Below are 22,905 nucleotides of genomic sequence, written 5' to 3' on the forward strand. Positions count from 1 at the left end.
CCTGGAGGGTAAGGGGTGCAATAGAGCCAGCCTCTCCGCCGAGGCCGCTGCGCTCTTGGGTGGCTTGGAATGATCCTCGCATCCTGGAGATCCTTGGCGTGGATAGTAAGGCGTGTCGACGTAGTACTCGAGGTTGTCGATGCGCGCGACCCGGTCTCGACAAGGAGCCGGCGGCTAGAGAGGATGGTGCAGAGCCTAGGGAAGCGCCTCCTAATAGTCATCAATAAGGCTGACCTGGTGCCCCGCGGGGTCGCTGAGAAGTGGAAGCGCATCCTCGAGGATCAGGGTTACCGTACTGTCTACATGGCTGCCCGCGATCACAAGGGTACCAGGGTTCTGCGCCGGGCCATAAGAGATGTCGTTGAGACCTATCCGGCTATAGTGGCTGTTGCTGGGTTCCCCAAGACCGGTAAGTCCACGATAATAAATGCTCTGAAAGGCAGGCATAGCGCCTCGACAAGCCCTATACCTGGGAGCCCCGGCTACACTACCCACGCCCAGCTCTACCGTATAGGCGAAAACCTCTACATGCTTGACACGCCCGGCGTCATACCGGTTGAGGGCGGCCCCCTGGAGGCTATCATACGTGGCCGGCCCCCTGAGCAGCTGGAAGACCCTGTCCGCCCTGCTGTAATGCTCCTCGAAAGGGCGTTGAGGTACAACCCCTTAGCTGTCAAGGAGGCTTACGGTATCGATGAGAAGGATCCATACCGGATACTCGAGCTTATAGCCTTGAAGCGTGGATGGAGGTATAAGAGTGACGGTGAGCCCCTCATAGAGGAGGCCGCCCGCACAGTGATACGTGATTACCACACGGGGAAGCTCCTCTTCTACGTGCCGCCGGAGGAGTACATGGCCAGGAAGAGCAGCTACAAGCTCCATGCTGCACAGAGGGGGCTAAAATAGCGCCATACCCGGTCTAACGGGCTCCCATCCCCGCCGCCCCTGGGGTGCCTAGGCGTGTACCTCTACGCGCTCGTCACGGGGAGGCCTGGTGTGGGCAAGACCACGCTCGTGCGCAGGGTGGCGGAGAGGCTCAGAGAGGAGGGCTATAGGCTAGCCGGCTTCTACTGCCCCGAGGTCCGCCGGGGAGGTAGGAGGGTAGGCTTCAGGATAATGAGCCTCGATGGCCGCCATGAAGCCTGGCTGGCCAGGGTGGATGGCTGCTCCGGCCCCCGTGTAGGCCGGTATAATACGTGTAGAGAGGCCGAGGAGGTTGCAAGCCGGGCGGCCGAGGAGGCGAGCCAGGCGGACTTGGTGGTCATAGACGAGATAGGCCCTATGGAGCTTAAGCTCCCCGGCATCCGGGGGTCAATCCTATCCATCCTCCGCTCGGGGAAGCCGGGGCTGTTCGTGGTGCATGAGAGGCTCTCCGACCGGGAGGTCCTACCCCAGCTCCAGCAGCGCGGCAGGTGGTTCAGGGTAACGCTCGAGAACAGGGACAGCCTCGTAGACGAGGTCTACAGGTTTGTGAAGAGCATAGTCCATGCAGTGAGGGCTTCCCGAGGCCCAGCGGTAAATTAGAGCCCCTACCCCGGCCATCCCCTGGGAGCCTGGAGGGCGGGATGCCCGCGCGTTCCAGCGCTGAAGCCCTCCCCGGGGGCGGTGATGTAGCCTTGTTAACTTCCGCCCCCGGGTACCGCCCCAGCCTGCATATAATGCTTAAACTACCCCGGGAGCCGCATGGCTGCCTCGGGTGCAGCAGGGTATGAGCGAGAAGTGTCGTGAGTACATCATACCCGTGGGTGAGAAGCAGGTATTCATAACGCCGCAGGTGCTCGAGGTTATACACGAGTACCTCCACCGCCCAATGGGCCTTGAGGAGCTTGCCCGCAAGCTTGGGCTGGAGAGCTGGGAGGAGGCTTACGAGTTCATAAAGCGCATCCCTGCATGGATAATGTGGATGCCCATAAACATGTGGAGGATGAGGCTGGAGAGGGAGGGCTGCCTAGAGCTATTCGAGGGCGGTTCTGGAGAGGAGGCCAGCGGGTCCAGCTGAATACTAGAGATAATACATATGTTCGCCGGCCTGCTTTTATGCACTACCTTACCACGGCGTAGCAGCCGAGACTCTTTTCGTATATGACTCCATCCCTGCGGAACGTGCGGATAGCCTCTTCGACGAGGCTTGAGTCTATGCCCTCGCTGGCAGCCCTCTTGACCACTTCCTTAACCTTCGCACACCCGTCCTCGCTCTCCTGCTCAAGCTCCTCTATTATCTCCATTATCCTGGTCAGCTTCTCCTGCTTGCTCCGCGGCTTCCCGGTCATTATAACGTCTATGTCTATTCTCCCACTCTCTATGTCCATGCCACTGCTCTCCAGGAATGTTTTCATAAGCCTTATTGCAGCCTCCGCATCCTCCCTAGTAACCTCGCTACGGAGAGCCATCTTAGCATGGGCCTCGGCGAGGCGTATCAAGGCCTCAAGCTGCCTAGCCGTTATAGCTATGGGGCCTTCAGGGTTCTCACTGCTCATCCGCCTCATTTCCACGTAGAAGTCCTCTATCAGCTTGCTCGCCTCAAGGGTTAGCCTTGGCCTCATGTAGCGGCGGGCATAGCTTATGTACTTCTTCAGCAGCGTAGGGTCTATTTCAGGCTTAGTTTTCTCGGTTTCTCGGTGTACTTCGAGCACGTGCCTAGCTAGTTTCCGGTCCTCCTCCGGATTAGGCTGGTCTCTAAGTATGAATATGAGGTCAAATCGTGAGAGTATCGTGATGGGCAGGTTTATATTATCTGCGAGGGCCCTGTTGGCTAGATAGCGGCCGAACTTGGGGTTGCCGGCGGCTATAACTGTTGTTCTAGCGTTCAGCTTAGCAACTATGCCGGCCTTAGCTATGCTCACGGTCTGCTGCTCCATTGCCTCGTGTATGGCTACGCGATCCTCATCGCGCATCTTGTCTATCTCGTCTATCGCTGCCACGCCCCCGTCAGCTAGGACGAGCGCGCCCGCCTCGAGGTAGTATTCGCCGGTGGTCTTGTCCCTTATTACAGCGGCTGTGAGTCCTGCCGCAGTCGCTCCCTTACCGGTTGTATAGATTCCTCGAGGCGCTATCCTCGCAGCGTATTGGAGGAGCTGGCTCTTTGCGGTGCCCGGGTCGCCTACTATCAGCACGTGTATATCGCCACGTATCCTCACTCCGTCCTCGGTCACCTTGGGGACGCCGCCGAAGAGCGCCAGTGCTATGGCCTCCTTTATCTCCCAGTGGCCGTATATGGCGGGTGCTATGCTGGCTATAATCCTCTTGTGTATCCAGGGGTCCTTGGCTAAAGCCCTTATTCTCTCCTCGTCCTCTCTGGTTATCACTACCTCCTCGAGGATCTTCTGCGATACTTCTATGTGGTTAGCCTCTATGTATAGGTCGTAGATGGCCTTCTTCTTGGCCACCGAGTCGGGTCTAACCCTTACAATACCTACTACACTTATCCTGTCACCTGGTCTAGCAGTGTCCACGAGCTCATCCTGCAGTACCACCTCTATACTCCTCGGGAGCTGGCCCGGAGGCACCTCCTCCGGCCTCTCCTGAAGCACTATCCTCTGCCAGTCTATCAGCTTGGACTCCTCCGGGAGGAGGCGGAAGGTGCCACTGGAGGAGCCGCAGACCGGGCAGGCGGGCGGCCTCTCGAGAACGTCTCCTATAAGCTCGCCCTCCGGGGGCCAGTCAAACTTATGGCAGCCATGCTCCCTTGTACAGTGCATGAACTTTGCCTTAACCACCTTCTCCTTAACGGGTGTAGTCCTAACGAGGATGCCCTCAAGCATAACCAGTTTGCCCAGATACTCGCTCCGGAGCCGGCGGAGCGGCACAGTCCTCGGCAGGGCACGTATGCGTACATAGAAGTGTTCCACAGTCTCCGCGTACTCCGGCGCCTCGCTTTCAACAATCTCCTTCACAACGTTACTAGCCTGGCGGAGTACCTCGTCGGGACGGTCTATCAGCAGCCTGGCCAGCCTATTGTCGAACAAGTAGAGGTCGTTATAGTCAACTATCAAGCTCTTCTGGCCCATAGTTATCATCTGCTTTAGACGCTCCCTATACTTATAGGAGCCGCTACGATCCCTGAAGCCTCTTATGAACTCGTAGAACCTTTCATGTACATCGATAACTTCCTCCCGCTCAATGTTAGTTGACAGGGGCTCCATGGTTCTAGTGTCCCCGGCTCCAGGTCCTGGAGGTAGAGCTGGCGCAGAGCTGCTTCCTTAACCCTTCCCATACATGAATCTATTGATGCTCTGGCAGTATGTTACGCTTCCACTCCTCGATGGTCTTATATAACGTCTCGAGGAGCATAGCCTCCTCTGGGGCTAGCTTTGATGAGACCTCAGCTATCGCGGTGGGGCTTCTCAAGCTCTGAAGCATTATGAGGAGCCTCTTGTCCACAATCTCGGCCAGGTACTGGATCGCCTTCTGCTTCTCCTCCAGTAGGGCGGGGTTCAGCTCGCGTCTAATCCTCTCCTCGAGGCTCTCTATGAGATCCTTTACATTCCTGTAGAAGTTCTGGGGCAGGGGCTCCAGGTCGGCTGGCGTTCTGGCGCTTAGCGCGGAGAAGTGCACACGGGCTATATCCTCTATGGTTATTGGCATCTCGGTAGTGTTGGCGACTTCCTCCTCTATAAGTACTCTTGATAGCCAATAGGGTACTTCCATCTCTATGCCCTTTTGCAGCTCCACCTTCTGCCCGTCGACGGTGAACGGCTTCTCGTCCCGGAGCACCATTACGCGTACTGGCCGGAGTTTATACGCTATCTCGGAGATCTTCAACATGAGGCTAAGCCTGTCCTTGCCCATGTAGGGGCCCGGTGCGGGAATTAGCGTAACCGCTCTAATATAGGCGTTAGCTGGTGTAGAGTCCAGTATACCGGGGTATGGAGGATCCAGCCTTGAGCACGAGCCTCTCCGAGCTACTCTGGGCGGAGAAGTACCGGCCTAGAACGCTGGATGAGATAGTGAATCAGGAGGAGGTAGTTAGGAGGCTCAAGAAGTTTGTTGAGGAAAAGAACATGCCTCATCTCCTCTTCGTAGGGCCGCCGGGTACCGGTAAGACCACAGCGGCCCACGCGCTGGCCCATGACCTCTATGGAGAGAATTATATGCAGTATATGCTCGAGCTAAACGCCAGCGACGAGAGGGGTATAGACACGATAAGGACTAAGGTTAAGGAGTTTGCGCGTAGCAGAACGCCGCCTAACGTGCCCTTCAAAATAGTATTGCTCGACGAGGCCGACAACATGACCGCCGACGCTCAGCAGGCGCTCCGCCGCCTAATGGAGATGTATACTGCCTCCAGCCGCTTCATACTAATAGCAAACTTCCCCAGCAAGATAATAGAGCCCATACAGTCCCGCTGCGCCCTCTTCAGGTTCACGCCGCTCAAGAAGGAGGACGTGGTGGCCAGGTTAAAATGGATATGCGGGCAGGAGGGCTGCAAGTATACAGAGGAAGGCCTGGAGACCATATACGAGATCAGCGAGGGCGATATGAGGCGCGCCATAAACACCCTCCAGGCTGCGGCGGCCCTGGGTGTTGTAACCCCCGAGACGGTGTACAAGGTGGTGGGGCTAGCTCATCCCAGAGAGATAAGAGAGGTTATACAGCTAGCCCTAAGCGGAGACTTCATGAAGGCCCGCGAGAAGCTGAGGGGCCTAATGATAAACTACGGGCTGAGCGGCACGGATGTGATAAAGCAGATCCACCGCGAGATATTCAGCCAGGAGTTGAAAATACCCGAGGAGGTAAGGGTGATGATAGCAGACTACACGGGGGAGATACAGTTCAGGCTTGTAGAAGGAGCCGACGACGAGATACAGCTCAACGCGTTCCTGGCATGGCTGACCCTGCTGGGGCAGAAGCTGCAGGGCTCCTAGCTCCCGTAGACCATGAGCGCATAAGCCATGCCACGTTATTATTACCATGGCCTCCGCTGTCACGGGGGCATCAGCTCCGCGGCGTATCATCCCCTGGCATGAGGGGTTGGTTTTGACGACAAGGAACCTCCCCTGGATCATGAAGTATAGGCCCCGTAGGATAGATGATGTGGTTAACCAGGAACAGGCGAAGGAGAAGTTCATACCATGGTTGCGCCAGTGGCTCTCTGGGCGGCCTCCGGAGAAGAAGGCGGCCCTCCTCTATGGGCCTGCTGGCGTGGGTAAGACAAGCCTCGTAGAGGCAGCCGCTCACGAGTTTGGGCTTGAGCTAATAGAGATGAACGCGTCTGACTTCAGGAGACGCGAGGATATAAACAGGATAGCTAAGGTGGCTGCGACGCAGAGCAGCCTCTTTGGCCGTAGGAGGATAATTCTACTCGACGAGGTGGACGGCATATCTGGTACGGCCGACAAAGGCGGGCTCGACGCTATCCTAGATCTCATAAAGGTTGCTCGTCACCCGATAGTTATGACTGCCAATGACCCCTGGGATCAGAAGCTCCGCCCTCTCCGCGAAGCAGCCCTCATGATACCCTTTAACAGGCTGTCCGAGCGCCATGTGGTGCAGGTGCTGAAGAAGATATGTAGTATGGAGGGGTTGGAATGCGAGGATGCTGCCCTCAAGCTCATAGCCCAGCGCTGTGAGGGCGATCTACGCTCGGCGATAAATGATCTCCAGGCAATAGCTGAGGGCTATGGCAGGGTCACGGTGGACATAGTCAGGGGTGTGATTGCTTCGAGGGATCGCGAGTACACGCCTTGGGAGATGCTGCGCCACCTGTTCATGTCAAGGTATGCCTGGCAGGCTAAGCGTGCAGTCACCCATACTGATCTAGACTATAATACTATGCTGCAGTGGGTGAACGAGAATATCGCTGCGCAGTATAGCGACCCCGAGGATATATGGAGAGCGCATGAGGCCCTGGCCCGGGCCGACATATTCCTCGGCAGGATAATCCGCACCCAGTCCTGGGACCTCCTCTCCTATGTCTTCGAGCTGGCGGGCCCTGGAGTGGCGCTGGCTAGGAAGAAGAGCAAGTTCAAGTGGGCTAGGTACCAGTTTCCCCAGAAGATAATGATGCTCGCACGCACAAAGGAAGTACGTGAGATCAGGGATGCGCTGGCCGAGGTTATAGCTAAGCGTCTCCACATATCAAGGGCAAGGGCTAAGAGCGAGGTAATCCCGCTACTCTCTGTCATATTCAGGGAGCGGCCCGACTACGCAGCACGGCTTGTAATAGGCTACAACCTGACCGACAGCATGGTTAAGTATCTGGCGGGCCCCATGTATAGTAGGGTCAAGGAGCATGTTAACATGCTTCTGCTGAGGCTAGAGAAGCCCTCGCCTGCAAGCGCGGGTGCCCGGGCAGCGGGGGGAGAGGCTGCTGAGGGCAAGGGCCCTACTGCTACTGGCTCCGCCCAGCCCGCTGCAGCTACAAAGACGGCTAAGAGGTCTAGGTCTAGAACGAGCTCTAGAAGCAGGCGGCGTAGAAAGGGTGGCGGGTCCCAGACCACCCTCCCAATCTAGCACCAGGGCCCCATAAAACGAGGCTTAATGCCGGAACTGAGGCGCCTTAGCCCTCCTTCTTCACCTTCTCCTCGACAATTATCTTTTCTATAGCCGTCTCCGGGTACAAGCCTCTCTCATCCTTTTCAAGCTTCTTAACCATATCCCATACGTTGAGGAGCGCTACGCTAACAGCAGTAAGCGCCTCCATCTCCACGCCGGTCCTCGCTATAGCCTTAACCCTGGCCCTGCATGCTACGTGATCCTCATCCTCTATGAAGCATTTTACATCGACATTTGTAAGCTCTATGGGATGGCACATGGGCAGAAGCTGGGGCGTCATCTTAGCAGCCTGAATACCCGCTATAGACGCTACTAGGAGAGGGTCGCCTTTCTCCACGAGCCCCTTCCTTATAGCCTCTATGGTGGACCTTCTCAGCTTTATCCTGCCATAAGCGACTGCTTCCCGGTACACGACAGACTTCTGTGATATGTCAATCATCCTAGGGCTCTGGGCCGGGCTGGATACGATCTGCTCCATACCCGCCACGCCCCTCGAGGATAGAGGACTGTGGGCCCCCAGATCTCCGGTATAGCCCCGGCTTGTAAAGCACTCCGAGCGGTTTCCGGCTCTACCGGCTCTACTTGTTGAAGGCTCGGAGAAGCTCGATCAGTACAGCTGTCTTGGGGTTGTCGTATCTAAGACTAAATAGTCTTAGTCTCCCTATGCGCTGTTCCTCTACGAGCCCTGCGTTCTTCAGCTCCTCGAGATGCTGTTCCACGAGACGGTGATGGAGCCCTGTATCCTTAATAATCCTAGTTATGTTGAGCTGTCCGCTTCTGGCAAGCAGGCTAAGGATCTTGATCTTACCCTTGCTGCCGAGTATCCTCGCCAGCTCGTCGCTTTCTATGCTCATTCACCCTCCCTCTTGTACTCTATTATCTCCGCTACATGCTTCTCGAGGAGCTCGAGAGGGCCGACGCTTATGCCTATGAGAGTGCTCTTCCCCCGGTAGCCCTTACCGGATACACGTGCGTCCACAACGCCCCTCTTCTTTAGATCCATGATGTACTCGTAGACCTGGGTATGTCTCCTCGGCTTCTCGCCTATCTCCTCGCAGACGCGCTGATACTCCTCCTCAACTTCGCCTATCCTTGCATAGGCCTCGGAGGAGCGTCTAAGCACCCTTATCGCGGCGAGCAGTATCAGGAGCTCATGGAGGGGCAAGTGCCTTATAACGTCGTTTATCATTATTGATAGGTTAGGGTTTGTCTTGGCAAACGCCTTCCTCACGTGCTCTATGGTGAGCATGGGGGAGCCCTCGTCGTCGGCTTCTGTGCCGGCGAGCATTAGTATCTCGAGGGCGAGTCTAGCGTTACCACTCCCGCCGGTGTCTACTCCAACGATTTCGGCTATGTAGCTGAGTACATCGTCGCTTACAGTACCCTCGTAGAAGGCCTCGACACTCCTATACTTCAATATGTCGAAGAGCTCCGAGCTGGTGTATGGTTTGAAGTGTATAACGTTTCTGACCAGGTAGCTCTCTGTAGCGGAGTCCAGCCTGCTGAGGCTTGTCAGCCCTCTGGTAATGAATATGTAGCTTATCCGCTTGGTCAGCTCTGGGTGCTCGTCGTAGGTGCGTATGAGGAAGTACACTGCGTCGTTCCCAGCAACCTCTATGAAGTAGTCGAACTCGTCAAGGGTGATTATAACATAGGTGTCCCGGTTCTCGAGGTGCTTCAGTATAATCTGGAACATCTCCTGGGCCGAGAGGCCGCGTGGCGGGATAGGTATGTGGAGCTGCCTGGCTATCTCCTGCACGACAAAGTAGAGCGTGCGGTCTCGGTGACAGTTTACATGCACATACTCGAGTTTTATGCCCCTCTGCCTGGCAAGGTGTTTGAAATCGCTTCCAAACCTTCTAGCCGTCGCGCTCTTCCCCGTACCTATGCTCCCGACGAGGAGTACACGCTGCGAGATGGCGCCCGGCTCTAGCAGCAGTGGACGAAAGTATGTTGCCAGGCTCTTTAGCTGATCCTCTCGATGGGGTAGATAGGCTGGCACGTACTCTGGATACAGCTTCTCCTTGCTCTTGAACACCGAGGGATGCTCCAAGACACTTTCGATTATGTCACGTGCAGTAGGCATAGTTTCAGCCTACCCATGTAGGGGGCCCGCTGTACTACCTTTTACTCTCTTCCTCGCCTTCAATGCCCAGCCTGCGATACCTCCACAGCCGCATTCTATCCCATAGATTCCTCATGAGGGCTGCGACAACCCCGTATCGGGTATCCTCAAGCTTAATGCTCCAGGGCGCCTTTCGGAGCACCCTAACCCCCGCCATCCCGCTGACCAGGCGTCCTACTTCACGGCTCCACCTCTTCTCATCACCTCCCAGAAGGAAGAATCCCCTAGGCTTAGCCTCAACTCTGATAGAGTCCACGCCGCGCTTCTCGAGAAGCACCACAAGGGCTTCCACGAGGCTCCGGAGGCCCCTCTTGTCCTCAACCTCCACCTTCACGCCGATAATGAGCTCGGCGGGTACGACACGTTCTACATAGGCTGGTGGCTCCCTCACAACAATCTTAAAGGCGTCGAAAGGTGAGAGTCTAGTGGAGAAGACATATAGGAGGGGTGCCACCTCTTCTCTCTCCAACGTTACGTTATTATCATATCTTATGAGGGCGTCGCCTATCTCTTCTTCAGCCGGCTGAAGATGCCAGGGTTTAGCCGTCGCTACAAGTACCAGCCTTCCCCGGGCCACAATCCTCGGCGCCTCCCGGCCCTAGGCTTGTAGGATACCCCTCGCAGTGTAGAAGTAGATAAGTCCGCGGAGTGCCAGCCTCCCAGCATACACTGCGTCGCCCGCTAGCTCCTCCTCTATTCTCAACAGCTCGTTGTACTTGGCAGTCCTCTCACCCCTTGCCGGTGCACCTGTCTTGATAAACCCGGTTCTCATGCCCACAGCTATATGGGCTATTGCCGTATCCTCTGTCTCGCCGCTGCGGTGGCTCACGATAACCTTCATGCCGCTAGCCGCGGCGGCGCGTGCATAATCCATGGCTTCTGTGAGAGTACCTATCTGGTTAACCTTGAGCAGTGCCGCATTGGTAGCACGCATCTCTACACCTTTCCTCAGCCTCTCCAGGTTAGTGACATATAGGTCGTCTCCTACTACGGCAACCCGGTTTCCGATACGGCTCGTAAGCTCAGCATGAGCCTCGAAGTCTTCCTCGTAGAAGGGATCCTCTATAGAGGCTATAGGGTACTCATCTACAAGCCTCATGTAGTATTCTAGTAGCTCCTCTCTACTAAGCTGCCCCCCATCAACTATGTACGCGTTCCTACTCTTATCGTAGAAGTGGGAGGCAGCAGCATCAAGAGCGAGCAGGACCTCCTGGCCGGGGGTATAGCCTGCCTTAGAGATGGCCTTGATCAAGGCATCAAGAGCCTCCCTGTTCTTCTTCATAGGGGGTGCATAGCCTCCCTCATCGCCGACATTGACAGCCATAGCTCCATACTTCTCCTTGAGCACTCCTTTCAGAGTATGGTACACCTCTACCGCAATCCTGATAGCATCACTAAACGTGTCAGCGCCAACAGGCATGATCATGAACTCCTGGAAGCTGAGCTCATTACCCGCATGAGCGCCGCCATTAATTATGTTTAGGAGGGGGACGGGTAGGATGAAAGTACCTCCTACTCCCCCGATGTACTCGTAAAGGGGTACGCTTGCAGTGTCTGCGGCGGCCTTAGCTACCGCAAGCGATACTGCAACAATAGCGTTGGCTCCAAGCCTAGACTTGTTGGGAGTGCCATCAAGCTGGCACATTAGGGAATCTATCAGTCTCTGATGCCTAGAGTCAAGGCCTCGTAGACGTGGAGCAATCACACTATTGATATTATACACAGCCCGGCTGACACCCTTCCCTTTGAATGCCTTGCCTCCATCCCTGAGCTCCAGAGCCTCATGGGATCCCTTAGATGCTCCTGCAGGTGCAGCAGCCCGGCCGAAACCACCACCCCTTGTAACAACCTCGGCTTCAACTGTAGGGTTGCCGCGGGAGTCGAGAATCATCCTTGCACGCACATCCTCTATTACAAAGTCTCCGTAAAGCTCTGCTGGCAAACCCATATACCGCACCCCCCTCCAAGCCGGCCCAGGGGCTCCTAGGGGATGCGAATACTAATTATTGGCGCTGGTAAGCTTGGCTCGCTTCTAGCCAAGAGGCTATCCGAGAAGGGACATGAAATAATAGTAATCGACAAAGACGAGAAAAAGGCCAGGGAGGTTGCGGAGGAGGCGGACGTGGCATCATATGCTAGGGACGCCACGGACCCATCGACCTACGATGAGGTAAACATAGCTAACATCGATGTCGTCGTGGCGGCCACTAACAGGGATGAGGTAAACCTCTTCGCAGCACTGATAGCTAGAGAGTATGGAGTACCGAGGGTAATAGTGAAGGTTAGGGACAGCAGAATAGCCCAGATACTCTCAAGGATAGGAATAGCGGAGCATGTAATAGTAGAGCCCCGCGTAATAGGCTCAATAGTAGAGGGGGTAATTGAGGGCAAGTACAACGTGGTAGAGCTGGTCCCGGTATACGTGGGAGGCTTCCGGCTAGTAACGATAACCATAGCAGAGGGCAGCAGCGTGGAGGGCCAGCTACTCGACGAGGTCAAGTATCCACGCAGCGGGGTCAAGATACTAGCAGTATTCGATGGCGAGGAGTTCCATGATCCGGGCGAGGTGCTTCGCCTCGAGGCAGGCTTCCAGATAATTGCACTAGTACGTGATGATGTGATAGAGGAATTTCTGGAAGCCTTTAGGTAGAAGGATCTGCACTGCATGGGTCCAGGTTAGGGGTGGAGCCCTGCCTTGGCCACCAATACTACGGCAGAAGCATTCTCCCTTAATAACGTGACTAACTTCCTCGGAAAGACAGTAAGCATTGTGAGGACGAAGCTAATACCTCCACTGATAGAGGTCATAATCGTATTTGTCATAGTCTACTTGTTCCTCAGGCTAGTGAAGTCTATACTTTCAAGGCTCCAAAGGCGCGAGATACTGCCCAGCGTCCTCTCGGAGCGTATCTACAAGCTTATAGCGCTCATAACATATGTGACTACAGCGATAATCATAGTGTACATGTTTACCAGTGCGCCAGCGGTAATATACACCCTAGTAGCCCTGCTCATCGTTGTATTCCTGTCGAACTGGAATATAATAGCGGACATATCAGCCTACTACGTCATGCTGATATCTAAACAGAGCTTCAGAGGAGCTTCCCTGATAGAGCTGCCAAGGCTGGGGATAAAGGGCAAGATAATAGAAACAAGTCCTTTGTACACGCGCATTAGGACCCTCAGTGGGAAGATAGTATTCATACCCAACCACATAATGGTTAGCGAGCCGGTTACCCAGCTTACCAGCATACAGAGCGTGGTCACACTAGAGGTTGAGGTGAACAAGCCTGAGATTGAGCGTGGGAGCCCTATAGAATATATAGAGAAGGCTATCAGGACCATTCTGGCAGAGAGCAGGCTCGCCACAAGGCCTCAAGACGTAGTCATAACGGTTCTAAGCGCCTCGAGTGATAGGATTAAGCTAGAGGTGCGTATCCCAACAATGGGTGCCGAGCCTAGGCCTGCAACAGTGAACGCCATAATAGATAACCTATACCGTGGACTGGCGGAGTTGTCGCCAGCAATAAGGTTTAAGCCAGTAATCTAAAGGGGCCTGCTGCAGTGCCGTTATTAGACGCCATGCCGCGTGACTAGCAACGGTAATACAGAGATGCATGGTGGTGGCTGTGGCTAGGAAGAAAAGAGACCCATATGTCTGCCCCAAGTGTGGTACAAGAACAGAGCCGGTGAAAACCTGGCAGCTTGTATCGCCCTTCCCCGACTCCAAGGGCCGTGTAACAATAACCGTCATGGGTAGCTTCGTCTGCCCTAACTGCGGGTATCGGTGGAGGGCAGTAGTCTCCAAGATAAAGGTGGGTGGCAGCGAGGTCGAGCTAGAGTCCGGTAAGGGTGCAAAGGCCTCTATAACGGGCGAGAAGGAGGAGAGAAGGGGCGAAGTGATAGAAATCGACATAGACGACATCGACGAGGAGTGAGAGCTAGCTATCCCATTATAACTCGTTAAGGGATGTCTGCTATGCCCGCCGGCCGTTTGAACCCTTACAGCGAGGAGATGAAGACTGTAGCAGTCATAGTAGCAGTTGTAGCTATTGCTGTACTGCTGCGTGCCGGTCTGGGCTCTCGGCTAGGGATATCATCGCCCTTTGTGGTCGTCGAGGGCTACAGCATGCTGCCGACTCTATACAACGGTGATATAGTGGTCATACACAAGCCCCCGCCAACCGATATAAAGATAGGCGACATAATAGTATACCACAGCCTCCGCGGAGAACTGGTAATCCATCGGGTTGTGAAGATAGAGAAAGGCCCCGGCTGCAGACCCCTCTGCTACATAACCAAGGGCGATAACAACCCGGTAGATGATGCCACCATGGGGCTTCAGCCCTGGACGGGAGTAAGCTACAGCGATGTTGTCGGAGTAGTATGCCAGGTCAGCCTGAACATAGATGGCAGGAGGGTCAGTGCACCGCTCCGCATACCCTACCTTGGGCTTCTAAGCTTCATACTCGGCTAGGCCAGGCGGGCAGGCCCCCTTTTTCATAAAGTACTCCGCGGCCTCGCGCACCCACTGCCCTGCTGCACGGAGCCCAGCAATACTCTCTAGGAACTTCCTACACCCTAGGCCGGCCCTCCTACGCCACTCCCCGTACATATTTACGAGCCTCTTAACCGCCTCTAGGTGGAAGCTGCAAAGGCCATCCGCCACCGCCTCGCGGCCACAGATAACGCACCTCCTCGCGGGTCTGACCAAGCCGAGTGCTTTTGCAAGCTCCATCCCTGCATCCCTCATAGCCTCAGCTTTGAACCTTTCCAGCATCTCCCGGAGCACTGCCTTGGCCTCTTCTACCACCTCCCTGCGGCCAGCTCTACGAGCTCTAATAGCTTCGAGCCTCTCCTCGAAGTGCCTGGTCAGAGCCACGCTTGTGAGCTGCGGGAAGTATTTTGAGAGAACCCCGGCCACCGCGTAGCCCAGCTCGGTGGCTTCAACCCTCCTTCCCCTCGCCTCCAGGTAGCCGCGTTCAAAGAGGAGCTCCACAATCCTGGCCCTCGTGGCCTCGGTGCCTATACCGACCCTCTCCATCCACTTAACGAGTGAGGCCTTACTATAGGGTTCTGGGGGGCTTGTGTATGAGATGCTCAGGGATACCCTCTTCACAGGCACTAGGCCTCCCGGCTTGAGACGCGGTATAGCCTTCTCCTCGGGCGCTGCGAAGTAGTATATTCTAAGCCACCCGGGCTCCTCGACCCGCAGGCCCGCCAGCTCCATCGAGCCTATGCCGGGCGCTGCCAGTCTAGCGCTAGCCTTAGCAACCACCCCTGCAGGCGCCATGGAGGCGAGAAACCTCCTCACTATTAGATCGTATATCCTCCGCTCGGCCTTGTCGAGGGCCCCCCGGGGCAGCTCCCCCGTAGGGTGTATCGCGGGGTGTGCGGGGTCATCCTTAGGTCCGTTGCGCGGCCTCAACAGCCCCCGGGTGGCCTTCAGCAAGTAGTCTATGAGCTCCCGGTACTCGTTGAGCCTAGCCAGGCTCCTCGCTATAGATGCCACGTCTACTGTAGGAGGTATTTTCTGGCTGTTAGTCCTCGGGTAGCTTATCAGCCCCTCGAGGTAGAGCTGCTCGGCTATCTTCTGAGTGAACATGGGGCTGTAGCCAAAGAGCCGGGCAGCCTCCGCCTGCAGGTCGCCTAGATTGAAGGGGTAAGGCGGCTGCAGCCTCTCCATCCACTCCCGGTAGTGCTCCACACGGAGCACCCTATTCCTCCTCAGCCTCTCTGCCGCGGCCTCGGCTGCACGCCTCTCCTCGTATGCTGCGAGCGTGCCAGTATAGCTCCGGCCGCCGACCTCTACTGTGACGCGCACCGCAAACCTTGGCAGGGGCACGTGAAGCTTGATCTCCTTGTCCCTGGACACGGCCTCTATGAGCGTGGGCGATTGGACGCGCCCGGCACTAAGCACCACGCGCCTGCCGGTGACGAGTTTGACAGCGTCCATGAGCGCTCTGCTGACGTTAATACCCCACAGCCAGTCTAGCTCATGCCTGGCCAGCCCTGCCTCAATCATATCCCAGTCTAGGGGGTCAAGCTTCCTAAAGGCCCTCCTCACGTCCTGCCGGGTCAGCGCACTGAATTTAGCCCTGTAGGCCCTCCCAACATCCCCAACATTCTTTATAACCATGTAGCCTATGACGCTGCCCTCTATATCATAGTCGCAGGCATTCACGAATATTGCCGCGCTGGTTGCGAGCCTCCCCAGCACATCGAGAAACTGCCTAGTGTGAGAGGCCCCCCTGTCAATGCGCCATAGCGGCACCCAGTAGTAGCTGAACACAGGGAACCCATGCTCATCTGTAGTGAGGCCATAAAGATGCCCGGCGGCCGGCGCGATAACGTGTAGGCGGCCAGCCCAGTAGACCATCCAGAAGGGGATCCGGCCAGAGCGGCAGAGTCTCGCGCCAGACCCATCGGCAAGCGCCTCTGCTATCTTGCGCGCAGCCTTAGGCTTCTCTGCAACTACCAGCACATACCCACGGCCCATAGGACAGCTCTGCTTTGCACCGCGCCGTAGACTCCGCCGCGGAGGCACGCCGGCCACTCACCCACAGCCACGCTAGGACACACCCCTAGCAGGGAGGTTGCAGCAGCGAAGGGGCGCTTAGGGCCCAGAGAAAGGAGGAAGAGCATCCCTAGTGTACACGGAGCTTATCCAGCTCAACAAGCCACTTTAGAGGTATAGCCTGCGCATCCCCCCGCCGTGTATACCTTATAATAGTCAGAGGCAGAATTCCAGCCTCTACCTCCTTCTTGGCTATGAGCACCGGGCTCTCCCGGACATGCTCGGGCTCGCTCTCCAGGTCTATGAGCACAGGGGCGCCCATGCTTATCTGCAGGGCCCTGACCCCTATCACACGTGCCCTCTCGAACCTCGTAAGCCATGGCGGCCCTATCTTAATCTTCTTCCTAAGCTCGCTTACACTCGCCTCTGAGGCAGCCAAAACTCCCGCCCCCGGGGAGACGTCTGCGTGCATACACGGGAGGTATAAAGCGAGATAGTGCGCCTAAGCCCCTGGCGATGTGAGCACATGTGCCTGGAAGTATTAAGAGGCGGCGTGCAGCAACGCAGAGAAGCCCGGAACTAATGTAAAAATAGGATTTGGCTGTATCCAGCCTCTGAGGTCTGGGAGGTTACTCCTCCTCCTTACCCTTCTTGCCCTTCTTCTCCTCGGTCTTGGGCGCAGCGGCGATCACGTCATCTATCTTCAGTATAGCGGTGGCGGCCTCGGTAGCGCTCTTCAGCACCTGCTCCTTCACTAGTATCGGCTCGATCACATTGACCTTGGTCATGTCCTCCTCTATCTTACCCTCCACTGCGTCGATGCCGGCGAAGACCTTGCCCTCAGCGTGCAGCCTCCTCAGGTCCATGAGTGCCTGCAGCGCGTCCATGCCGGCGCTCTCGGCCAGCACCATAGGTATCTCCTCCAGAGCATCGGCGTAAGCCTCTACTGCTAGCTGCTCCTTGCCGCCTAGGCTCTCAGCGTATTTCCTAAGCCTCATAGCCAGCTCCACTTCGACCGCGCCGCCGCCGGGCACGATCAGGGGCTTCCTCAGCACGTTCCTCAGCACGTGCAGCGCGTCATTCAGGCTTCTCTCGGCCTCATCCAGCACCATGTCGTTAGCGCCGCGTAGCAGTATAGTCACCGCCTTGGGGTTGGGGCAGCCCTCTATGAACACCATCTTGTCATTGCCGACCTTCCTCTCCTCAACTAGCTTGGCGAAGCCCAGGTCCTCGGGCTTCAGGTCGCGGAGGCTGCTCACGATCCTGCCGCCGGTGGCGTACTCCAGCTTCTCGAGGTCGCTCCTCTTGACTCTTCTCACGGCCATTATGCCCTTCTTGGCTAGGAAGTGCTGGGCCACCTCGTCGATGCCCTTCTGGGTTATCACCACTATGCCGGCTTTACCAGGCTCCATGCCATCCCTCTTCATCCTCTCAACGGCGATCTCGTATATCCTGTCAACCATCTCGCGGAGCAGCTTGGCCTCCTCATCGAGGAACGCCTTTATCTGGTCGGGGGAGGTTATGTTGATCTTAGCAGTTATCTCCGGCTTCTCCACCTCGAGCGGGGCGTCGAGCAGCACTATGTAGGCGTTCTCAACCCTCTTGGGCATACCGGGGTGCACAACCTCCTTATCGAGCACAATGCCTTCTACCAGCTGGCTGTCGAGCAGGCTACCGCCCTTCTTCTTCTCTATCTTCACCCTGTCCAGCCTCACCTCGTAGGTGCCGTCGCCCCTGGGCTCGGCTACGCGTAGCACGGCCTCCACAGCCATGTCGGTTAGCTTGTCCATGGTGGCACCGCTGCCGACGTACTTGCTGTAGAGGCTGGTGGAGGCTATCCTCTTGAGGAGCTGGCGGTCGTTCACATCGACCTTTACGCCTATCTTTGATAGCTCTCCTAGGGCGTAGTCGAGGGCCTTCTTGTAGCCCTCGATGATGGTTGTGGGGTGTATGTTCTCGTCCAGCAGGTTCTCGGCCCTGTCGAGAAGCATACCTGCCAGTACCACGGCGCTGGTGGTGCCGTCGCCCACCTCGGCATCCTGGGCCTTAGCCACCTCTACCATTAGCTTGGCGGCGGGGTGCTGTATCTCCATCTCCTTGAGTATGGTGGCGCCATCGTTGGTTATGGTTACATCGCCGAAGCTGTCGACGAGCATCTTGTCGAGTCCTCGGGGCCCGAGGCTGCTCTTCAGCACCTCTGCGAGGACCTTAGCTGCTAGTATGTTGTTGCGGAGAGCCTCCCTCCCGTAAACCCTCTGGGTGCCCTCCTTGAGTATGAGTACCGGTACGCCAAGCGCCATAGCCTACACCTCTAGCCATCCCTTTGATGCGCTACGTCCGGGTAGGTTGCCTTCAGAGTGCTTCTATATAAACCTTGCTCTAGGGTTAGAAGCGGAGGGAGATGCCTAGCCTAGAAGGGCTGGTGTTGCGGCTCCGAAGCGCATAGAGTATACCCCTCCTAATGGCGTACCTGTCGCTGGCACTGTTATAGAAGAAGCCTATCTGCTCCCACACCTTCTCCCCATCAAAGTAGAGCTGCAGCCTGGGCACAGACCTTGCATAGCGCCTCACCACGCCGGGCAGCGTAGCGGCGTCAACCCTCGCCACAGCTATCACGGGCTCCACTGCACGGGCAATATCCTCCACTATGCCGGCGAGGTACCTCCCGTTAGGACTGCGCGAGTCGTAGAAGAGGACCAGGAGTATACGCGTAGACCTAATCAGCTCCTCAAGCTCGTTAGGCGCCTGGACCTCTAGCATAGCTCGCCTTCCTCTCCTCCAGCAGCTTTCGCAGCCTCTCCCTCTCCGAGCGCGTCAGATGCAGCACTATATCGGTTGGCTCCCGCGGGGCCGACGGGGGCTTGAGAGTATCCCCGACGACTACAACACCCCTCTCAATAGCCTCACGCACATCTGATGCAGGATAGAGCTCCACAAACTCCTCAAGCCTATAGTTAAAGTCGATAGCCTCCTTAGCCTCTCTCTCGGAGAGGGTGTAGCCGCACACCATGCACACCAGGTCAGGCGTCACGGCCCGGAAGCCGCAGCGGGGGCAGGCTATGGGGGTAGGCCTGCCATACTGCTCCCATGCGCTCCTCAGCAGCGGGAGGAGGTCCCTCCTATTACTCTCAACAATCTCCTTGTAGAGCCTCGAGGCATACTTTGCTGCGATGGGGCCCCCGTAGGTGACGACGAACTCGAGCTGCTCCGGGGTGAGCTTTTCAAGCTTCTCGAGGAGGTACGCGGAGGCGAGGATGTAGACATTGTTTACCGCGTTCTGCAGCCTAGACACTATAGCATCCTTGGAGGGCCTGGAGGAGTACCGCTCGACTATACCCTCCACGAGCGGTTTCAGCATCTCCTTGTAAGACTCCCTGTCGAGCCCTAGTATTCCTAGCCCAAGCCTCTGCACGGCCTCATCCACTATTGAGTCGAGCAGCTTATCCGGGTCCACCCTTGGCTGGGAGAGCCTCCTAGCACCCGAGGAGCCGCGGGAGCTGGCCCCGTGTCTACGTCTCGTAGACCCTGCTGACCTGGTGGATCTCCTCCTGCCGCGAGCCACGATGCCCACTCCCTTGGAACCCTGCTCGGAGAGAATTCCCCCCGGGCAGTAGCCCGAGTGGAGGAACTGGAGGCCCCGGGGAGCCTCTATAACTCTCCCCGGGCCCCGAGCCAGTAGCCCCGGGGGATGTTGTGACTTGCCCCCCGCGACCCCGGGATAGGGGATGACGACATTACCGCGAACAGAACCCCATGTAGCCCTCTACGAGTGGCTAGTACTTCTCGTCGTACCAGTCTCCTCCCCGGGGCATATATATGGGCCCGTTTCTGGCCGCGTAGCGGCTCACTAGATAGCTTAGAAGAATCTCCAGCTGGCGCCTCTTCTTGCGCGCGTTCTGCAGGGCAGCCTCAAACTCCTTGAGGGAGACCCCGCGGCCCTTGAACCACGCCTTTACGAGCCTCCGGTATATGTAGCGGAGAAGGCTCTCATACTCGTCCTCGAGATCAACGTTATAATGATACTTATAAACAACATGCTCTATGATTTCGCCGAGGTATTTGTCTATAAGCATTAGTGCTTCTTCATCCATGGTTCACTCCGTGTTAACTGGTAGTGGCCCGCGGATGCACCCTATAACTTCTCCCCCATAACAGTCCCCGAGGGGATTCGCTGTCTGCAAACGGTGGAAGGCGAGGAGGGGCTTCAGCGGCTACCATTCTCAGCACTAGAGGGGCGCTCAGCAGCGGTCAGAGCTCAACACAGCCCCACGAGCTCCTGGATGGCCGAGTACACCAGCCCGGCTTTAAGCTCTCCTCGAGGGAGGGCTCAGAATGCTCGTGCAATGGCATCGGAGCCCTGCCATCACGGGCGCTCATCATAGCCCAGCCTGCCTAGCCTCCGGGTGGTAGCTTAAAGCCGGCGGGCGCAGGGGCGTAGCCGGTGAAGCTCCTATGAAGATGAGGCCGCAGCATATACGTATAAGCCCCGAGAAGGTGGCCAAGAAGGTCGTCGCCGTAGGCGATCCCGCCCGCGCCAGGTTCCTGGCTGAGCACTTTCTCGAGGATGCTGAACTAGTTAACGAGGAGCGCGGCTTCAACATATACACGGGCTACTATAGGGGCGAGCGGGTCAGCGTAGCGGTACATGGCATAGGAGGGCCCTCGGCGGCCATAGTGTTTGAGGAGCTCCACATGCTTGGGGCGCGTACAATCATAAGGCTCGGCACGGCTGGCGGACTCGTACCCCGGCTTGATATAGGCGATGCGGTGGTAGCTACCGGTGCAGCCTACATGCATGGAGGCACCGTGGGCTCCTATGTGCCCGACGCCTGCATGGCTGCGGCCCCCAACCCAGTACTCACAACAATGCTCTACGAGAAGGCTAGGGAGATACACGGCCGCGTCTACCTGGGTCCCGTGTTCAGCAGCGACGCCTTCTACGCCGAGGATCCAGCGTTCGTCGAGAAGTGGTCCAAGCGTGGAATAATCGCGGTAGAGATGGAGGTTGCCACACTCTACGCGCTTGCTGCACTGAGAGGCTTCAACGCCTCCGCGCTGCTGGTGATATCGGACAACCTGGCCGTGCCCGGCAAGGAAGAGCTCAAGCACCACCAGGAGCTAGAGCCCTTCGTAGAGAAGGCTGCAAAAGCTGTACTAGAGACGTTGAAATCTTTCAACCCCTAACCTCCGGGGCCTCTGGGTATATGCGGGACGGCCGGCCTCCACCTCCCCGGCCTCTGAGGAAGCCTTGGACGCCCACGACCCCTTGGGGGGTGACGCGAGCCGTGGCCACCGAGGCCTCCCCATCTAGTATACGCACGCTCTTCAGGAACCGTGGGCTCGAGGTAGCCGAGTCCCGGTCCCAGCAGACAACCCTTCTAGGCGGCATGCTAGAGTACCACTCTGTATCCGGGGTGAGGCAGGGCTCGTACCGTATAACGGTCAGGATAAGGCCGGCGCCCTCGTCCACGCAGCTCGTCATAAACGCTTCTAGCAGGGAGAGCGCCAGGAGAGCGGCTGATATGCTGGAGAAGTTAGGCTTCAAGGTGGACGCCGACGAGGAGGTGGTGAGGGCAAAGGCGAAGGGGGTGAGCATGAGCCTCGTCAGCCGCGCCATAGATATAGCGGAGGAAGCCACAAGGTCTTGAGCAGCCTGGAAGGCCTCCGCGAGACACTCATAGCTATCCTGGCCCCCTTCCTCCGGGCCGCCGCCCTGGAAGGTTCAAGGCTTCGCCTAGGTGCTGGAGAGAGCTGCAGAGCACTGCTGTCGGAGCCCAACGCCCCGGTGCTCCGAGCGGCGGGGGTAGATGCTCTAGACTGCGGCGGCGAGGCCAGGCTGAGGCTGGTAGCGAGGAACGGCACCTGGCTAGAGGCAAGGCTCCCCATACCCGGCTGCAGCTGCAGCCTCGCGGAGCTACCCCTATACCCGCCGGCCCCGGACTACCGTGGCCCCAGCTACCGGGCTGTAAGCCAGGCTCTCCAGGCACTAGCTGGCCCCGGAGAGAGCCCGGCTGTCGTGGCAGACGCCTACACGCCGTCAACAGGTATGGTGTGCAGGCCCCGGCTGGGTTGCAGCCGTCCCGCGAGACCCCCGGCTACGCGGCCCGCCGAGGAGGGCAGCCGCATATACTCCAAGGTCTACCGGCCCAGGATAGTGCAGCCGACAATGCTCTCCTGGGTCAGGAGGAGACTCGCCAGGGGCAGCCGCATATACCGGGTGCCATGGCTCTGCGTGGGCGGAGGAGGCAGCTACCTAGCGCTGGTCTGCACACCCCCATCAGAGCAATGCAGGGTAGGGGTCGACGAGAAGGGGGTCCTGGAGATACTGGAAGGCAGAGGGGTAGCACTGGACGCCAGGAGATGCAGCCCCACGTGGCTCTACACAGCCTATCTCCTAGGAAACCTCCTGGCCGCTGACGGTGCGAGGCCTAATGCCGAGAACCCGCCACTATGGTCTCCCACGGGGCTAATACCGCTCTACGCCTCCGTGCGCCGTGAGGGTAGGAGTCTGGAACTCGTACTATTAGTCTGGAACCCGTCGCCGGTGGCCCGGAGGCACGAGCTTGTAGTCGAGGGGTACAGGCTGAGAAGGGCGCTGCTCTACACGGGGCTTCAGCCAGCATGGGAGGAGCTAATTCCGAGCTTTAATAGGGTGGCTATACCGCTTGCATCTCTCCAGACAGCGCTGGTAAGAATTGAGGGCGTGGAGCTTCCGCCTCTCTTGCGCAGGAGAGGAAAAGGCGGCATATAGCCAATGCTCTGGGAGTAC

At 57.3% G+C, this 22,905-nt stretch carries 25 protein-coding genes; 12 read left to right on the forward strand and 13 right to left on the reverse strand.

What is annotated here, in order from left to right; translation table 11 throughout:
* The first annotated feature begins 69 nt into the window (after positions 1-69).
* The 3 genes from rsgA to ACZ42Y_RS07280 all read left to right on the forward strand — a co-directional run bounded on the left by rsgA (position 70) and on the right by ACZ42Y_RS07280 (position 1,999).
* Positions 70-906: a GTPase RsgA gene (rsgA, locus tag ACZ42Y_RS07270; protein WP_464735381.1), complete on the forward strand. Its 837-nt coding sequence runs from the start codon at positions 70-72 to the stop codon at positions 904-906.
* 54 nt (positions 907-960) lie between these two features.
* Positions 961-1,524: an NTPase gene (locus ACZ42Y_RS07275; protein ID WP_058370622.1), complete on the forward strand. Its 564-nt coding sequence runs from the start codon at positions 961-963 to the stop codon at positions 1,522-1,524.
* Between the two features lie 184 nt (positions 1,525-1,708).
* The gene (locus ACZ42Y_RS07280) at positions 1,709-1,999 is read left to right on the forward strand and encodes a hypothetical protein (protein WP_058370621.1); all 291 of its coding nucleotides are present in this window, start codon (positions 1,709-1,711) and stop codon (positions 1,997-1,999) included.
* A gap of 43 nt (positions 2,000-2,042) precedes the next feature.
* Here ACZ42Y_RS07280 and mcm read toward each other — a convergent pair whose 3' ends face one another.
* Together mcm and ACZ42Y_RS07290 are read right to left on the reverse strand one after the other, a co-directional pair.
* Positions 2,043-4,142 carry a minichromosome maintenance protein MCM gene (mcm, locus tag ACZ42Y_RS07285; RefSeq protein WP_058370620.1) on the reverse strand — a complete coding sequence of 700 codons (2,100 nt, stop codon included), beginning with the start codon at positions 4,140-4,142 and terminating at the stop codon, positions 2,043-2,045.
* 79 nt (positions 4,143-4,221) lie between these two features.
* The gene (locus tag ACZ42Y_RS07290; RefSeq protein ID WP_168371255.1) at positions 4,222-4,788 is read right to left on the reverse strand and encodes a DNA replication complex GINS family protein; all 567 of its coding nucleotides are present in this window, start codon (positions 4,786-4,788) and stop codon (positions 4,222-4,224) included.
* A 77-nt stretch (positions 4,789-4,865) separates the two neighbouring features.
* On the opposite strand from ACZ42Y_RS07290, the gene ACZ42Y_RS07295 reads away from it, so the two are divergent.
* Entirely contained in the window at positions 4,866-5,864 is a 999-nt protein-coding gene (locus tag ACZ42Y_RS07295; RefSeq protein ID WP_464735382.1) for a replication factor C small subunit, read from the forward strand.
* A 112-nt stretch (positions 5,865-5,976) separates the two neighbouring features.
* Positions 5,977-7,452 (forward strand): replication factor C large subunit, encoded by a 1,476-nt coding sequence (locus ACZ42Y_RS07300; RefSeq protein ID WP_464735383.1) that lies wholly within the window; start codon positions 5,977-5,979, stop codon positions 7,450-7,452.
* A 46-nt stretch (positions 7,453-7,498) separates the two neighbouring features.
* Here ACZ42Y_RS07300 and moaC read toward each other — a convergent pair whose 3' ends face one another.
* From moaC to eno, 5 genes are all read right to left on the reverse strand, one after another.
* Positions 7,499-7,972 (reverse strand): cyclic pyranopterin monophosphate synthase MoaC, encoded by a 474-nt coding sequence (gene moaC / locus ACZ42Y_RS07305; RefSeq protein ID WP_236698116.1) that lies wholly within the window; start codon positions 7,970-7,972, stop codon positions 7,499-7,501.
* Between the two features lie 100 nt (positions 7,973-8,072).
* Positions 8,073-8,348: an ArsR/SmtB family transcription factor gene (locus ACZ42Y_RS07310; protein WP_058370617.1), complete on the reverse strand. Its 276-nt coding sequence runs from the start codon at positions 8,346-8,348 to the stop codon at positions 8,073-8,075.
* Positions 8,345-9,580 carry an ORC1-type DNA replication protein gene (locus ACZ42Y_RS07315; protein ID WP_058370616.1) on the reverse strand — a complete coding sequence of 412 codons (1,236 nt, stop codon included), beginning with the start codon at positions 9,578-9,580 and terminating at the stop codon, positions 8,345-8,347. Before ACZ42Y_RS07315 ends, ACZ42Y_RS07310 begins: the two co-directional genes overlap by 4 nt.
* 34 nt (positions 9,581-9,614) lie before the next feature.
* Positions 9,615-10,196 carry a hypothetical protein gene (locus ACZ42Y_RS07320; protein WP_058370615.1) on the reverse strand — a complete coding sequence of 194 codons (582 nt, stop codon included), beginning with the start codon at positions 10,194-10,196 and terminating at the stop codon, positions 9,615-9,617.
* 21 nt (positions 10,197-10,217) lie between these two features.
* The gene (eno, locus tag ACZ42Y_RS07325; RefSeq protein ID WP_464735384.1) at positions 10,218-11,567 is read right to left on the reverse strand and encodes a phosphopyruvate hydratase; all 1,350 of its coding nucleotides are present in this window, start codon (positions 11,565-11,567) and stop codon (positions 10,218-10,220) included.
* Between the two features lie 42 nt (positions 11,568-11,609).
* On the opposite strand from eno, the gene ACZ42Y_RS07330 reads away from it, so the two are divergent.
* From ACZ42Y_RS07330 to ACZ42Y_RS07345, 4 genes are all read left to right on the forward strand, one after another.
* Entirely contained in the window at positions 11,610-12,269 is a 660-nt protein-coding gene (locus ACZ42Y_RS07330; protein WP_464735385.1) for a potassium channel family protein, read from the forward strand.
* Between the two features lie 45 nt (positions 12,270-12,314).
* Entirely contained in the window at positions 12,315-13,169 is an 855-nt protein-coding gene (locus tag ACZ42Y_RS07335) for a mechanosensitive ion channel domain-containing protein (RefSeq protein WP_464735386.1), read from the forward strand.
* Between the two features lie 79 nt (positions 13,170-13,248).
* Positions 13,249-13,557 (forward strand): CpXC domain-containing protein, encoded by a 309-nt coding sequence (locus ACZ42Y_RS07340; protein WP_058371372.1) that lies wholly within the window; start codon positions 13,249-13,251, stop codon positions 13,555-13,557.
* Positions 13,558-13,598: 41 nt separating this feature from the next.
* Entirely contained in the window at positions 13,599-14,096 is a 498-nt protein-coding gene (locus ACZ42Y_RS07345) for a signal peptidase I (RefSeq protein ID WP_070807818.1), read from the forward strand.
* On the opposite strand, the gene ACZ42Y_RS07350 is transcribed toward ACZ42Y_RS07345, so the two are convergent.
* From ACZ42Y_RS07350 to ACZ42Y_RS07375, 6 genes are all read right to left on the reverse strand, one after another.
* Positions 14,076-16,118, reverse strand: a complete 2,043-nt coding sequence (locus ACZ42Y_RS07350) for a DNA topoisomerase I (protein WP_058370610.1) — start codon at positions 16,116-16,118, stop codon at positions 14,076-14,078. The genes ACZ42Y_RS07345 and ACZ42Y_RS07350 overlap by 21 nt on opposite strands.
* A gap of 148 nt (positions 16,119-16,266) precedes the next feature.
* On the reverse strand, positions 16,267-16,575 hold the full coding sequence (locus tag ACZ42Y_RS07355; RefSeq protein WP_236698115.1) for a DNA-directed RNA polymerase subunit K: 309 nt from the start codon (positions 16,573-16,575) through the stop codon (positions 16,267-16,269).
* Between the two features lie 190 nt (positions 16,576-16,765).
* A complete protein-coding gene (gene thsA / locus ACZ42Y_RS07360; RefSeq protein WP_464735387.1) occupies positions 16,766-18,436 on the reverse strand; it encodes a thermosome subunit alpha in 1,671 nt (556 codons plus the stop codon).
* A gap of 85 nt (positions 18,437-18,521) precedes the next feature.
* Complete coding sequence (locus tag ACZ42Y_RS07365) at positions 18,522-18,896, reverse strand: thioredoxin family protein (RefSeq protein WP_058370608.1); 375 nt, start codon at positions 18,894-18,896, stop codon at positions 18,522-18,524.
* On the reverse strand, positions 18,874-19,698 hold the full coding sequence (locus ACZ42Y_RS07370; protein ID WP_464735388.1) for a hypothetical protein: 825 nt from the start codon (positions 19,696-19,698) through the stop codon (positions 18,874-18,876). Before ACZ42Y_RS07370 ends, ACZ42Y_RS07365 begins: the two co-directional genes overlap by 23 nt.
* A 211-nt stretch (positions 19,699-19,909) precedes the next feature.
* A complete protein-coding gene (locus ACZ42Y_RS07375) occupies positions 19,910-20,227 on the reverse strand; it encodes a hypothetical protein (RefSeq protein ID WP_168371253.1) in 318 nt (105 codons plus the stop codon).
* A 367-nt stretch (positions 20,228-20,594) separates the two neighbouring features.
* Here ACZ42Y_RS07375 and ACZ42Y_RS07380 point away from each other — a divergent pair, with 367 nt between their 5' ends.
* The 3 genes from ACZ42Y_RS07380 to ACZ42Y_RS07390 all read left to right on the forward strand — a co-directional run bounded on the left by ACZ42Y_RS07380 (position 20,595) and on the right by ACZ42Y_RS07390 (position 22,887).
* A complete protein-coding gene (locus ACZ42Y_RS07380; RefSeq protein WP_058371370.1) occupies positions 20,595-21,320 on the forward strand; it encodes a purine-nucleoside phosphorylase in 726 nt (241 codons plus the stop codon).
* 101 nt (positions 21,321-21,421) lie between these two features.
* Positions 21,422-21,784 (forward strand): hypothetical protein, encoded by a 363-nt coding sequence (locus tag ACZ42Y_RS07385; protein WP_058370605.1) that lies wholly within the window; start codon positions 21,422-21,424, stop codon positions 21,782-21,784.
* Positions 21,781-22,887 carry a hypothetical protein gene (locus tag ACZ42Y_RS07390; RefSeq protein ID WP_058370604.1) on the forward strand — a complete coding sequence of 369 codons (1,107 nt, stop codon included), beginning with the start codon at positions 21,781-21,783 and terminating at the stop codon, positions 22,885-22,887. The genes ACZ42Y_RS07385 and ACZ42Y_RS07390 overlap by 4 nt, the downstream gene beginning before the upstream one ends.
* Positions 22,888-22,905: the final 18 nt, after the last annotated feature.

The organism is Pyrodictium brockii (genome assembly GCF_055379715.1).